Origin of the sequence: Pantoea sp. XY16, from assembly GCF_025153065.1 — a bacterium.
GTDB classification, from domain to species: Bacteria; Pseudomonadota; Gammaproteobacteria; order Enterobacterales; family Enterobacteriaceae; genus Pantoea; species Pantoea alfalfae.
On record NZ_JANZNP010000006.1, the window covers coordinates 208397 to 222120 of the forward strand.

Genomic DNA, 13724 nt, shown 5'->3' on the forward strand with positions numbered 1-13724 from the left:
CGCACCTCAGGGATGAGGTGCGTAATCGCGCGGGACGAGCATGCCAGGGATGGCGGCTTTTGCGACTTTCCGATCTGACTGTGTTCCCTTCGTCGGCTGGGTCTTACAGCCAGCAGGGGCAGACGCTGTCAATAACCTTAAGAGGGCGAAAGCCCCTTTTTCACGCTGGCCGCCCGTCGTTTTACTACCACGCCGCCCTTTTTGTCGCCAAATAATACGCCAGTTCATTACCCCATTTCGTCCCAGAAAACAGTCTGTGACTGGCTTCACAACTCTGCCAGACTAACTTGTATGGTAGTATTAAAGCGCGTACTTTTTCGTCATTGAACGCTGACTGAAAGGCAACCAGGATGAAAATTGTTAAGGCGGAAGTATTTGTAACCTGCGCAGGCAGAAACTTTGTCACGCTCAAAATCACCACCGATGAGGGTCTGACCGGCGTGGGTGATGCCACGCTGAATGGCCGCGAGCTGCCGGTCGCCTCCTACCTGAAAGATCATGTCTGCCCGCAGCTGATTGGCCGCGATGCGCATCAGATCGAAGACATCTGGCAATATTTCTACAAGGGCGCTTACTGGCGTCGTGGCCCGGTCACCATGTCCGCTATCTCGGCCGTCGATATGGCACTGTGGGATATCAAAGGCAAAGCCGCCAATATGCCGGTGTATCAGTTGCTGGGTGGCGCATCACGCACCGGCGTGATGGTCTATTGCCACACCACCGGCCACTCCATTGATGAAGTGATGGATGACTACGCGAAGCACAAAGAGCTTGGCTTTAAAGCGATCCGCGCGCAGTGCGGCGTCCCGGGCATGAAAACCACCTACGGCATGGCGAAAGGCAAAGGTCTGGCCTATGAGCCTGCAACTAAAGGTAACTGGCCCGAAGAGCAGCTCTGGTCAACCGAGAAATACCTCGATTTCACCCCGAAACTGTTCGCCGCCATCCGTGACAAGTTTGGTTTCGATGAGCACTTGCTGCATGACATGCATCATCGCCTGACGCCAATCGAAGCGGCGCGTTTTGGCAAGAGCGTGGAAGATTATCGCCTGTTCTGGATGGAAGATCCGACGCCTGCTGAGAATCAGGAGTGCTTCCGCCTGATCCGCCAGCATACCGTCACGCCGATTGCCGTGGGGGAAGTGTTCAACAGCATCTGGGATTGTAAGCAGCTGATTGAAGAACAGCTGATCGACTACATCCGCACCACCATTACGCATGCGGGCGGCATTACCGGTATGCGGCGTATCGCTGATTTTGCCTCGCTCTATCAGGTACGCACCGGCTCGCACGGTCCTTCTGATCTCTCCCCTATCTGCATGGCGGCTGCACTGCACTTTGACCTCTGGGTGCCGAACTTCGGTGTGCAGGAGTACATGGGCTTCTCCGAACAGATGATGGAGCTGTTTGAGGCTAACTGGACCTTTGACCAGGGCTACATGCATCCAGGCGACAAACCCGGTCTCGGCATTGAATTCAACGAGAAACTGGCGTCGAAATATCCCTATGAACCTGCCTATCTCCCGGTTGCCCGTCTTGAAGATGGCACCCTGTGGAACTGGTGAGGAGAAGCTGATGAAAAGCGTTGTTATTGAACAGCCGGGTGAACTGGTGGTGGCTGAACGTCCACGGCCACAACCCGCGGCGGGCGAAGTCCGTATTAAAGTGGCCTATGCCAGCATCTGCGGATCGGACGTGCATATCTGGCACGGTCATAACCCGTTCGCCAAATATCCGCGAGTGATTGGTCACGAGTTTTTTGGCGTGATTGACGCGGTGGGCGACGGTGTTGATCCGGCCCGGCTGGGCGACCGCGTGGCGGTGGATCCGGTGGTGAGCTGCGGCAGCTGTTATCCCTGCTCGGTAGGCCGTCCCAATGTCTGCACCACACTGCAGGTGATTGGCGTGCACCGTGATGGCGGCTTCAGCGAGTTTGCGCTGGCTCCGGCGAAAAATGCCTTTTCCCTGCCGGACAGCATCCCCGATCGGCTCGCCAGTCTGATTGAGCCTTTCACTATTGCCGCCAATATCACCGCGTTTCTCAAGCCACAGCCAGACGATGTGGCGCTGATTTACGGCGCCGGTCCGATGGGGCTTACTGCGATTCAGGTGCTGAAGGGCGTCTATAAGGTTAAAAAGGTGATGGTGGTGGATCGCCTGCCGGAAAGGCTGGCACTTGCAGAACAGAGCGGTGCCGATCAACTGTTCGATAACAGCGAAATCCCGCTGGCGGCACAACTTGAGGGCGTGCAGCCTACGCTGATTATCGACGCGGCGTGCCATCCCACCATTCTGGCTGAAGCAGCTGCCCTCGCCTCACCCGCCGCGCGCATCGGTCTGCTGGGCTTCTCCGGCGAGCCGTGCAGCATTACTCAGCAGAGCCTGACCAGTAAGGAGCTGTCGCTGTTTACCTCACGTCTTAACAGCAATCGTTTCCCACAGGTGATCGAATGGATGGAAAAAGGGTTAATCCAGCCAGAGAAGCTGGTCACTCACTACTTTCCGCTGCATGAAATTGAACGCGCGATGACCCTGTTCGAAAAAGATCCGCGCACCTGCTGCAAAGTCATACTTCAGATGGGTTAATTATCCGCTGAACACCAGGTCTCCTCAGCCGGTGCGTACCCGCCGGCATGACTATAAAGATAAAACAGATCACGGAGTTTGTATGTTCAAGAATCTGCGCTGGACCCTCGTTTTGCTGCTGTTCCTGGTTTACATGATTAACTACCTCGATCGTGTCGCCCTGTCGCTGACCGTACCGCTGGTAGAGAAAGATCTGGCGATTAATGCTGAGCAGTTTGGCATGATCTTCGGCAGCTTTTTCTTTGGCTATGCCCTGTTTAACTTCCTTGGCGGGCTTGCCACTGACCGCTATGGTCCAAAAATCGTACTGGCCGTGGCGGTGGGTGCCTGGTCCATTTTCTGCGGCATGACCGCGCTGGCCACCGGCTTCTGGTCGCTGCTGATCCTGCGTGTGCTGTTCGGCATGGCTGAAGGCCCGATCTGCTCTTCGGCTAACAAAGCGATTAATGGCTGGTTCCCGAAGAAACAGGCCGCCACGGCGATGGGTTTACTTAGTGCCGGGTCACCTTTAGGTGGCGCAGTCGCCGGCCCGATCATTGGTTATCTGGCCCTGGCCTATGGCTGGCGTCCGGCCTTTGTGATCGTCTGCTGTATCGGTCTGGTATGGATGGCGTTCTGGCTCTTCTTTGCCGCTGATAATCCGGCGAAGAGCAAACTGGTCACCGAAAAAGAGCGTCAGCTGATCGATCGCCTGAAAGCCACCAGCCCGAATGATGAGGTTGACCTGTCAGAAACGTCACATCCGTTTGGCTACTACCTGCGCCAGCCGATTATCCTGGTCACGGCATTTGCCTTCTTCTGCTACAACTACATCCTGTTCTTCTTCCTGAGCTGGTTCCCGGCCTACCTTGTGCAGGCGCACGGCCTGGATATCAAATCAATGAGCATCACCACCATGATCCCGTGGATCGTCGGTTTCGTTGGCCTGGCACTGGGTGGCTGGATCTCCGATAAGATCTTTAACATCACCGGCAAGCTGTTGTTGTCCCGCAAAATTGTGCTGGTGGTCTCACTGCTGGCCGCCGCAATTTGTGTGGCGCTGGCGGGTACGATAAAAGATGTGGTGCCTGCGGTAATTATGATGTCTGTGTCGATTTTCTTCCTCTACATCACCGGCGCGATCTACTGGGCGATTATTCAGGATGTGGTGCACAAAAGTCGTATCGGCAGCATCAGCGGCTTTATCCATCTGGTGGGGAGCCTTTCCGGCATCATCGGGCCGATCGTCACCGGCTTTATTGTTCAGCATACCGGTAAATTCGATAGCGCCTTTGTGCTGGCGGGTTGTGTCGCCGCGCTGGGGGCTTTCCTGGTGCTGTTTGTGATTCGCAGTCCGAAACCTGAGGATAAACCGGTTTCGGTCTGAGTGTTGTTCCGCTAACAGAACGATGTTTTGGGGCGCTTTGCGCCCCGTTTGCCATAAGGACGGACTATGTTACAGATTGATTGCCTCCCCGCTGAGGTCCGGCGCCCCGCTTACGACCGCAGCCAGTTAAAAACCCGCATGGTGCATATCGGTTTTGGTGCTTTTCATCGCGCTCATCAGGCACTTTGCAGCGACAGGCTGGCTGAACAGGGTAGCGACTGGGGATACTGCGAAGTGAACCTCAACAGCGGCGCGCTGATTCAGGCTCTGCGTGAGCAGCATCTGCTCTATACCCTCACCGAGATGGCTGATGATTCCCTGCATACCCGGGTAATTGGCGTTATTACCCAGGCGCTGCACGGTAAAAGTGACGGTATTGAGGCGGTGATTAACGCCATGAGTCAGCCTGAAGTGGCGATTGTCTCCATGACCGTCACTGAAAAAGGCTACTGTCATCAGCCCGCCAGTGGCAATTTAAATCCCGATCATCCCGATATCGTCCATGACCTGCAGCATCCGGATGCGCCACGCTCGCTGCCAGGTCTGATTCTGGCCGCGATCCGCCGCCGCCGTGACCAGGGGCTACCTGCCTTCAGCGTGATGTCCTGTGATAACATGCCGGAAAATGGTCATGTCACCCGCAACGTGATTGTGCAACTGGCGCGGCAGCAGGATCCGGCGCTGGCAGAGTACATTCAGCAGCACATTACCTTCCCCTCAACCATGGTCGATCGCATCGTTCCGGCGATGACCGATGCGGCGTTTGCGGCCCTGAGCGCGCGCCTGGGTTCCAGCGACCCGGTTGCGGTTGAAGCGGAACCCTTCTTCCAGTGGGTGATTGAAGATAACTTCGTCAATGGTCGTCCGGCGTGGGAAAACGCGGGCGCAGAACTGGTCAGTGACGTTCTGCCCTATGAAGAGATGAAACTGCGCATGCTGAATGGCAGCCACTCTTTCCTGGCCTATCTCGGCTTCCTTGCCGGTTATGAATACATCAGCGACTGCATGGCCGATCACCATTTCCGCGCCGCCGCCCGTTCACTGATGATCGATGAGCAGGCTCCTACTTTGCGCACTCAGGGCGTGGATCTCAACGCCTATGCCGATTCACTGATTGCGCGTTATGAAAATCGCGCCATTAAACATCGCACCGGACAGATTGCCACTGACGGCACACAGAAACTGCCACAGCGTATGCTCGATAGCCTGCGCTGGCACCTGCAGCGCGGTAGCGACTGCGACCTGCTGCTGCTGGGCGTAGCGGGCTGGATGCGCTATGTCGGCGGCGTCGATGAACAGGGTCAGCCGATCGACATCCGCGATCCGCTGAAAGCGCAGCTCGCAGAGTGCGTTGCCACCAGTGAAGAAGGTGAGTCTCGCGTGCGGGCATTGCTCGCCATCCGCGAAGTATTCGGCGAGGATCTGGCGCAGAATAGCGACGTGGTTGCCCGACTGACTGTCTGGTATCAGCAACTCACCACCCAGGGCGCGCGTGCCACAGTGCATCAGTGTCTCAACCGCGGCTAAAAGCGCTGGCGCAGACGCAGCGCGCTGATTAGACTGACACTTTCCCATCGCGCTGGCCCCGGTCAGCCGTAATATGGATATTGCTGCATGTCGATCGCCTATACCATTACTACCAGCGAACCGGTAAATCAGCAGATTTACCGTTATCTGCGCAAAGATATTGTTACCTGCGCAATTCAGCCAGGTTCGCTGCTCTCTGAAAAAGAGGTCTCAGCACGCTTCAACGTCTCACGCCAGCCGGTGCGTGAAGCGTTCATTAAGCTGGCTGAAGCCGGACTGGTACAGGTATTGCCGCAGCGCGGCACCTTCGTGCGCAAAATCTCCGCTAAACGTGTCGCGGATGGCCGGTTTATCCGTGAGGCGGTGGAAGTGTCGGTAGTGCGGCGGGCAGCGGTGGAGATTGACGATCCCGCCCTGATGGCACTGGAACATAATCTGCAGCTGCAGCGCATGGCCGCTGAGCGGCATGACAGCCAGGCTTTCCTCACTCTGGACGATGAGTTTCATCGCCTGATCGCTGAAAGCATTGACTGCAAGCTCGCCTGGGAGACGGTGGAAAACATAAAAGCGGCTATGGACAGGGTGCGGTTTCTGACGCTGAGTGAAGTCTCACCACCGGAGAGGCTGATTGAGCAGCATGAAGAGATTTTTGCCGCGCTGAAGCGCCATGACGCCGATGCCGCCGAAGCGGCGATGCGTCGTCACCTGCAGGAGATGATCTTCTCAATCACCCCGATTGCCGAGCGTAACAGCGCCTGGTTTGAAGCGCCCTGAAACGGAAACTGCCCGCACCGCCTGATTACCAGGTCGATGCGGACCTTCGCCGTCACCACCACTGATGAAAATGGTGCACCGGTCCGATGCCGTTCCCGACCTCCAGCGAATCCGCCTGTAACAGCGCCTGCTGCAACCAGTTTTTCGCTTCCTCAATCGTCTCTGCCCAGTCAGTATGGCGCGGACGTAACGCGGCTAAGGCGGCCGACAGCGTGCAGCCGGTGCCATGGGTATGACGGGTATGCACGCGTGGCGTGCTGAATCGCTGTTCCGCTGAGTGAGTAATCAGCCAGTCCGGACTCTCCGACGCCGCCAGATGACCGCCCTTCATCAGCACGGCCTGACAGCCGAGTGCCAGCAAGGCCCGCCCCTGCTCGCGCATCTCTGCCTCATTGGTGGCGATAGCGCAATCCAGCAACGCCGCCGCTTCCGGCAGATTTGGCGTGATCAGCGACATCTGCGGTAATAACTGCTCCCGTACGCTGGCCACGGCGTCTGGCGAAAGCAGCGCATCACCACTTTTCGCGACCATGACCGTATCCAGCACGACAAACGGGATCTCAGCACGCCTCAGCCGGGCTGCAACCTGTTCCACAATGGCCGTTTCAGACAGCATGCCGATTTTTGCGCTGTCGATACGCACATCATCCAGTACCGAATCGAGCTGGGCGGCAACAAAGTCAGGCGCAATGCGATAAACCGACTGCACGCCCTGGGTGTTTTGTGCCACCAGCGCGGTAATCACACTGGTGCCGTAGGCACCCAGAGCTGAGAAGGTTTTCAGATCGGCCTGGATGCCCGCGCCGCCACTGGGATCGGTACCGGCAATCGTCAGAGCATTAATGCGCTTCATGCTCTACCTCCAGCGTCCAGAGTGCATCAATAAACGCCGTGACAAAGCTGCCGGGTCCGGCTGCCTGCGCCGCTGCCTTTTCACCCGACAGGGCCATTATCTGACAGGCCGCCGCCACGTTCATCAGCCGATCGCCTGGCAGAGCAGTGAATCCCGCCACTACAGCAGAAAGTGCGCAGCCGGTTCCGACCACGCGCGTCATTAACGGGCTTCCACCGGTTATGGCAAGGAGTCGCCGGCCGTCGGTGGCGTAGTCCACTTCACCGGTGACGACCACAAGCGTGCTCCAGGTTTCCGCGAGCTGTTGGGCCGCATTGAGTGCTGCATCCGCCTGATGCAGCGTGTCGACACCGCGCCCGCCGCCGGCCTGTTGTGCCAGCGCCAGAATCTCTGACGCATTTCCCCGAATCACCGCCGGTTGCTGGCTGAGCAGTTGCTGACAGAAGTCGCTGCGCAGCGTCAGCGCGCCGACGGCAACCGGATCGAGTGTCCAGGGGGTGCCCGCCTGATTAGCCGCGATAACGGCAGCCTGCATCGCCTGCTGGCGCTCGCGGGTTAACGTGCCCACGTTAATCAGCAACGCATCGGCAAAGCGGCCGAACTGTGCCGCTTCGTCAGCATCGATCACCATTGCCGGTGAGGCATTGAGCGCGAGTAACACATTGGCAGTGAAGTTCTGGACCACGTCATTGGTCATGCAGTGCACCAGCGGTGACTGACGGCGGAAAGTGTGCAGAACGGGCGCGAAGTGCGCAGCAGAAAGGTGTGGAGATTGATGTGTCATCGTAGCTCCCAACCGGCGAACAAGAAGGCGAATGCGGTCAGGCATCAGACTTCCCTACGCTGGCATTATCCAGATCAGGTAATACGGGTATTTCTCAGCCTTCATTTAAGAAGGGCACCCCGAGTCGTGTTACGGCTTGCAGCATAGGCAAGCCGTACTGTTAAAGCAAGCCTGGAAAATAATCGGAACTGAAACAATTCACATGATCCCGATCAACTCTCAGCAGTACAAAAAAAGGCTTAATGCTGCGGGCTATCGGAATACCTCTTTATAAGTAGAAGTGTTTATTACCCTGAGGAATAATATTTCCCGCAGTGACTCTGGTGACCCCATAATAACTAACCTGCTCGCAGCATTATCGTAAAAAATACGTTATTTCATGGAGTTAAAAAACTTCTGAAGCGGAACTTCATACTATTCAGGACGTATGATGCGATTTTTAGCGCTTATTCCACACCGTCATCGATGGCAGGAGATTAATATTGAACGCAAGGGTGCCGTGGCACCCAATGGCAGACAGTACCTCTTCACCTATCTTTCCGCCCGCTGCACAGGCTGTGGCGAAATTATTCATCGCGTCTATTATCGGGATATCAGTGACAGACAGGCACGCCGCTGGTTAGGTTAGTGTCCGGGCAACGGTCATTCCAGACACAGTTCAAGTTAACAGTTAGTTAGCAATTTGTTAGTCTGGTAACTAATGATCGCCTGACCAGACTCTCTCTATGCCACTGCTGTTTGAAAGCTTAAGCCATCAAATTTATCTGTCAGCCCCGCTGTTTATCCTGATCCTGCTGGGATACTGTCTGACGCGCCTCGGAAAATGGCCCGCCAGCATCAGCGAAGGGATGAACCGCTTTGTGTTTAACGTCGCGCTGCCCTGCATGCTGTTTCGGGTGATGAGCACCTTCTCGCAAAGTCCGCCGGTGGATGCGCGCCTGTTGCTGGCCTTCTTCGGCAGTTGCCTGCTGGTGTTTATCGTGGGGCGACTGCTGGCAACAAGGCTGTTCAATCTGGATGGCGTAGCGGCGTCGGTTTTTGCGCTGGGCGGCATCTTTTCCAATAACGTGATGCTGGGGATCCCGGTGGCCACAGTACTGCTGGGGCCAGAAGCCCTGCCCCCGGTGGCGCTGGTTCTGGTATTTAACAGCCTGATCCTCTGGACCTTACTCACCGTTTCGGTCGAATGGGCGAAACAGGGCAGCTTCTCGCTGGAAGGCGTGTGGCGCACCCTGATTGGGGTAGTAAAGAATCCACTCATCATCGGCATTCTCAGCGGGACGGCCTGGAGTTTTCTGCAGCGTCCTTTGCCGATGCTGGCCGCAGAACCGTTAAAGATGCTGGCTTCACTGGCCGCGCCCCTGTCGCTGGTGACGCTGGGCATGAGCCTGGCGCATTATCGGGTGCGGGAAGGACTTAAAGAGAGCTATACCCTCTGCCTGCTGAAGCTGGTGCTGCAGCCGATGACGGTATGGGCTATCGCGTGGCTGACCGATTTGCCACCGCTGGAGAGTAAAGTGGTGGTACTGCTGGGATCGATGGCAGTCGGGGTTAACGTCTATCTGATGTCGCAGAAGTTCAATGTCATTACCGGCCCGGCGGCGGCGAGTATGCTGTTTTCAACGGTATTTGCGGCGGTGACGACGCCGATATGGATGATGCTGATGACACTGGCGGGCTATTAACAGGCTAAAAAAAAGCCCCTCAGCAGGCGTGCTGAAGGGCTATTGTCTGGCTAACTAAATGTTATTCAGCCGATTTGGTACGAATCAGATAGTCAAACGCGCTCAGTGAGGCTTTAGCACCTTCACCACTGGCGATGATGATCTGTTTGTACGGCACGGTGGTGCAGTCGCCCGCAGCAAACACGCCCTTCAGGCTGGTTTCGCATTTACCATCGATGATGATCTCACCCATTTTGTTGCGCTCAACCGCGCCTTCCAGCCACGGGGTGTTCGGCAGCAGACCGATCTGAACGAAGATACCGGAGAGCGGCAGCTCGTGGGTGGTCTGCGTCGTACGGTCGATATAGTGCAGGCCGGTCACTTTGGTGCCGTCGCCTTTCACTTCAGTGGTCTGCGCGTTCAGGATCACATCAACGTTCTTCAGGCTGCGCAGCTTATCCTGCAGCACCTGATCGGCGCGCATCTCACCGGCAAACTCCAGCAGCGTAACGTGTTCAACGATACCGGCCAGATCGATGGCCGCTTCCACGCCGGAGTTACCGCCGCCGATCACCGCTGTGCGTTTGCCTTTGAACAGCGGACCATCGCAGTGTGGGCAGTAGGTCACGCCTTTTGTGCGATACTCTTCTTCACCCGGCACGCCCATGTTACGCCAGCGTGCGCCGGTCGCCAGGATGATGCTGCGGGATTTCAATACTGCGCCGGAGGCGGTTTCGATGGCGTGCATTCCGCCCTCTTTCGCTGCCGGGATCAGTTTGATGGCGCTCTGGCTTTCAATGACGTCCACGTTGTAATCATCCACGTGTGCGCGCAGTGAACCGGCCAGTTTTGCCCCTTCGGTTTTCGGTACGGAGATATAGTTTTCGATATCGACCGTGTCAAGCACCTGGCCGCCAAAACGCTCACCCAGCAGGCCGGTACGGATGCCTTTACGTGCTGAGTAGATGGCTGCCGCTGCGCCCGCCGGACCACTGCCGATAATCAGGACTTCATACGCGTCACGCTTGTTCAGCTCTTCTGCCGCACGTTTATCCGCATTGGTATCCACTTTGCTGACGATTTCCGCCAGGCTCATGCGACCCTGACCAAACTCTTTACCATTGAGGTAAACCGCTGGCACGCCCATCACGTTACGTTCCTGAATCTCGTTCTGGAACAGGCCACCGTCGATAGCGGTGTGGCTGATGCGCGGATTAATCACCGCCATAAGGTTCAGCGCCTGTACGACGTCAGGGCAGTTATGGCATGAGAGTGAATAGTAAGTTTCGAAATGGAAGTCACTGTCCAGCGCCGCGATCTGATCCAGCAGGCTCTGTGCTTCTTTCGACGGATGCCCACCGGTCTGTAACAGCGCCAGCACCAGTGAGGTAAATTCGTGACCCAGTGGGGAACCGGCAAAACGCGGGCCGCTGTTCGAACCTGGGTTAGTGATCAGAAATGAGGGCTTACGCACCTGACGATCGTTCTCTTCGCGGAAGCTGACTTTGTCAGACAGGCCGGCGATATCAACCAACAGTTCACGAATCTCGGTTGATTTTGCACCCTCATCCAGGGTGGCGATCAACTCAACAGGTTTGGTTAATTTCTCAAGGTAAGCCTTGAGCTGCGTCTTCAAATTTGTGTCGAGCATAGTGATATCCTGGTCAAAAAATCGGGTGCCGCAGCACCCGATTGGAGAATGGTCGAAAGGGCGAAGCGGAATTAGATTTTGCCAACCAGGTCCAGAGACGGAGCCAGAGTTGCATCACCTTCTTTCCATTTAGCCGGGCACACTTCACCTGGGTGAGAAGCCACGTACTGAGCCGCTTTCACTTTGCGCAGCAGGTCAGAGGCGTCACGGCCAATGCCTTCAGCAGTGATTTCGATGGCCTGGATAACGCCTTCCGGGTCAACGATGAACGTACCGCGGTCAGCCAGACCTTCGTCTTCACGCATGATTTCGAAGTTACGGGTCAGCGCGCCAGTCGGGTCACCAATCATCGCGTACTGAATTTTCGCGATGGTGTCTGAAGAACCGTGCCAGGCTTTGTGGGTAAAGTGGGTGTCGGTAGAAACGGAGTAGATATCTACGCCCAGTTTCTGGAATTCTTCGTAGTGGTCAGCCACGTCGCCCAGTTCGGTCGGGCAGACGAAGGTGAAGTCAGCTGGATAGAAGAAGAACACACTCCATTTACCTTCAACGTCTTTCTCGGTTACGTCGATGAATTCGCCGTTTTTGAATGCTGCGTTTTTGAACGGCTTGATTTTGGTATTGATAATAGACATCTGTGGCCTCCGTTAAAATATGTGATGCAGGTTACATAATTTTCGGGCCAACATCTAATACGCGGTCGTTATCAATCTGATAAACGAAAGCTATCAAACGCTGAAAGCCTGATGCTCTCTGGCCCGGCAGGCAGTGTACAGCGATTTTCGTGACATTTAACCCGCTTTATCTTTTCGCCTGTCTTCGCGAATCACTGCTAGTTTTGTAAGACCGGATTATAAGGGAGCTGACCTGTGGAGATTCGTCCGTTTACGGAAGCCGATCGTCCTTTCCTGCGCACGCTGTTTCTGGCGGCGCGACGACACAACTGGCGCTGGCTTGACGGCAGCGAGTGGCAGCTGGAAGATTTTGATGGCGTGATTCTGGGCGAAACCGTGCTGGTCGCGGAAGCAGAGGGGCAGCGTGTCGGATTTGCCGGGCTGCTGGAGAACGACAACTTCCTGCACAGTCTTTATGTCGATCCTGACTGGCAGGGACGCGGCGTGGGCAGCGCTTTACTGGAAGCAGTCGAAGCGCGCTTTACCTCAACCGGCGCGCTGAAGTGCCTGCAGAAGAACAAAGCGGCACAGGCGTTTTACCTGAAACACGGCTGGAAAATGATTTCACAGGGCGAAGGTGAGCACGGCGGCTACGTGTTGATGCATTACCCGCTGGCCTCACACTATGCCAGCGGGTCGGGTCGGGCTTAAAGCGCGCGGAAGGCGATGTCGCCGGGGATGACTTCGCCCTGCCAGTAAAGCTGAGCCGCAACGCGTCCGGCCAGCTGGCGATAGAGCGCGGTAAATTCGCTGTCGGGACGACGAATCACCGTCGGTTCACCTTCATCAAGATCTTCGCGCAGGTCAATGTGCAGCGGCAGCTGGGCCAGCAGCTGTGTCTGGTAATCCTCCACCAGTTTCTGCGCGCCGCCGGTGCCAAAGATGGGCTCGTGGAAGCCACACTGACTGCAGATATGCAGGCTCATGTTTTCCACCACGCCGAGCACCGGCACATTGACCTTTTCAAACATCACCAGCCCTTTGCGGGCATCAATCAGGGCGATGTCCTGCGGTGTCGTCACCACCAGCGCACCGGTGACCGGCACGTTCTGCGCCAGCGTCAGCTGAATGTCGCCGGTGCCGGGCGGCATATCCAGCACCAGATAATCCAGCTCCGGCCACAGCGTTTCGTTGAGCAGTTGCATCAGCGCTTTGCTGGCCATCGGCCCGCGCCACACCATCGCATTGTCATCCGTGACCAGATAACCAATGGAGTTGGTGGCCAGCCCGTGCGCCATGATCGGTGCCATATGGGTGCCATCTGGCGAGGTTGGCCGTTGATCCTGAGTGCCGAGCATGTTCGGCACAGACGGGCCGTAGATATCGGCGTCCAGAATCCCGACCCGCGCGCCTTCTGCTGCCAGCGCAAGCGCCATGTTTACGGCGGTGCTGGATTTTCCCACGCCGCCTTTGCCGGAGCTGACCGCAATAATGTTTTTGACGCCGTTAACGCCCGGCTGGTTTTTTACCCGCTTCAGGGTGGCAATATCATGGCTGAGCCGCCAGTCGATGGCGCGTGCGCCGGTCTGGCGCAGCAGTTCGGCGCTGACCTGCTCTTTCAGGTCGTCGAATCCGCTGGCCCAGGCAAACGGCATCACCAGTTCCACATGCAGCGTTCCATCCAGCTGCGCCACATGGTGCAATGCCTTCAGGGCGGTGAGATTCTGCTTAAGGGTCGGATGCTCAAAGCTTCTCAATACGCCTGCCACGATGGCGCGCAGGCCTTCTGGCGTATGCGGTTCCCGGGATTGTACTGTCATCCCCTGCTCCTTATTTCTGCTGTGCTTACGCTGTGTTTCAGCGATGTATTGTCAATGATATCAGATGCTCGTGGATCTGCGGCGA

The 13724-nt window shown here is 56.5% G+C and carries 13 protein-coding genes and 1 riboswitch; of the genes, 8 read left to right on the plus strand and 5 right to left on the minus strand.

The window, feature by feature from the left end; translation table 11 throughout:
- The first annotated feature begins 350 nt into the window (after positions 1–350).
- The 5 genes from manD (at position 351) to N1689_RS10960 (ending at position 6253) form a co-directional block, all read left to right on the plus strand.
- Entirely contained in the window at positions 351–1565 is a 1215-nt protein-coding gene (gene manD / locus N1689_RS10940; protein ID WP_161732254.1) for a D-mannonate dehydratase ManD, read from the plus strand.
- A gap of 10 nt (positions 1566–1575) precedes the next feature.
- Positions 1576–2586, plus strand: a complete 1011-nt coding sequence (locus N1689_RS10945; RefSeq protein ID WP_222925229.1) for a Zn-dependent oxidoreductase — start codon at positions 1576–1578, stop codon at positions 2584–2586.
- Between the two features lie 82 nt (positions 2587–2668).
- Positions 2669–3952, plus strand: coding sequence for an MFS transporter (locus tag N1689_RS10950; protein WP_222925228.1), 1284 nt, complete (start codon positions 2669–2671; stop codon positions 3950–3952).
- Between the two features lie 66 nt (positions 3953–4018).
- A complete protein-coding gene (locus N1689_RS10955) occupies positions 4019–5479 on the plus strand; it encodes a mannitol dehydrogenase family protein (RefSeq protein ID WP_260058880.1) in 1461 nt (486 codons plus the stop codon).
- An 87-nt stretch (positions 5480–5566) separates the two neighbouring features.
- Positions 5567–6253 (plus strand): GntR family transcriptional regulator, encoded by a 687-nt coding sequence (locus N1689_RS10960; RefSeq protein ID WP_161732247.1) that lies wholly within the window; start codon positions 5567–5569, stop codon positions 6251–6253.
- Positions 6254–6305: 52 nt separating this feature from the next.
- Here the strand turns inward: N1689_RS10960 and thiD are convergent, their stop codons facing one another.
- The gene (gene thiD, locus N1689_RS10965; RefSeq protein WP_260058882.1) at positions 6306–7106 is read right to left on the minus strand and encodes a bifunctional hydroxymethylpyrimidine kinase/phosphomethylpyrimidine kinase; all 801 of its coding nucleotides are present in this window, start codon (positions 7104–7106) and stop codon (positions 6306–6308) included.
- Entirely contained in the window at positions 7093–7890 is a 798-nt protein-coding gene (thiM, locus tag N1689_RS10970; RefSeq protein WP_260058883.1) for a hydroxyethylthiazole kinase, read from the minus strand. Before thiM ends, thiD begins: the two co-directional genes overlap by 14 nt.
- Positions 7891–7924: 34 nt before the next feature.
- Positions 7925–8022, minus strand: a riboswitch (TPP riboswitch).
- A 298-nt stretch (positions 8023–8320) separates the two neighbouring features.
- On the opposite strand from thiM, the gene N1689_RS10975 reads away from it, so the two are divergent.
- Both N1689_RS10975 and N1689_RS10980 read left to right on the plus strand, forming a co-directional pair.
- Positions 8321–8518 carry a hypothetical protein gene (locus tag N1689_RS10975; RefSeq protein WP_260058979.1) on the plus strand — a complete coding sequence of 66 codons (198 nt, stop codon included), beginning with the start codon at positions 8321–8323 and terminating at the stop codon, positions 8516–8518.
- 97 nt (positions 8519–8615) lie between these two features.
- Positions 8616–9575 (plus strand): AEC family transporter, encoded by a 960-nt coding sequence (locus N1689_RS10980; protein ID WP_222925225.1) that lies wholly within the window; start codon positions 8616–8618, stop codon positions 9573–9575.
- Between the two features lie 61 nt (positions 9576–9636).
- On the opposite strand, the gene ahpF is transcribed toward N1689_RS10980, so the two are convergent.
- Together ahpF and ahpC are read right to left on the minus strand one after the other, a co-directional pair.
- A complete protein-coding gene (gene ahpF / locus N1689_RS10985; RefSeq protein ID WP_010248223.1) occupies positions 9637–11205 on the minus strand; it encodes an alkyl hydroperoxide reductase subunit F in 1569 nt (522 codons plus the stop codon).
- Positions 11206–11276: 71 nt separating this feature from the next.
- Entirely contained in the window at positions 11277–11840 is a 564-nt protein-coding gene (gene ahpC / locus N1689_RS10990; protein ID WP_013358496.1) for an alkyl hydroperoxide reductase subunit C, read from the minus strand.
- A gap of 234 nt (positions 11841–12074) precedes the next feature.
- Here ahpC and N1689_RS10995 point away from each other — a divergent pair, with 234 nt between their 5' ends.
- Complete coding sequence (locus tag N1689_RS10995; protein ID WP_161732239.1) at positions 12075–12530, plus strand: GNAT family N-acetyltransferase; 456 nt, start codon at positions 12075–12077, stop codon at positions 12528–12530.
- Here N1689_RS10995 and apbC read toward each other — a convergent pair.
- Positions 12527–13639 carry an iron-sulfur cluster carrier protein ApbC gene (gene apbC, locus N1689_RS11000; RefSeq protein ID WP_161732237.1) on the minus strand — a complete coding sequence of 371 codons (1113 nt, stop codon included), beginning with the start codon at positions 13637–13639 and terminating at the stop codon, positions 12527–12529. The two genes, N1689_RS10995 and apbC, sit on opposite strands and share 4 nt — an antisense overlap.
- Positions 13640–13724 lie beyond the last annotated feature (85 nt).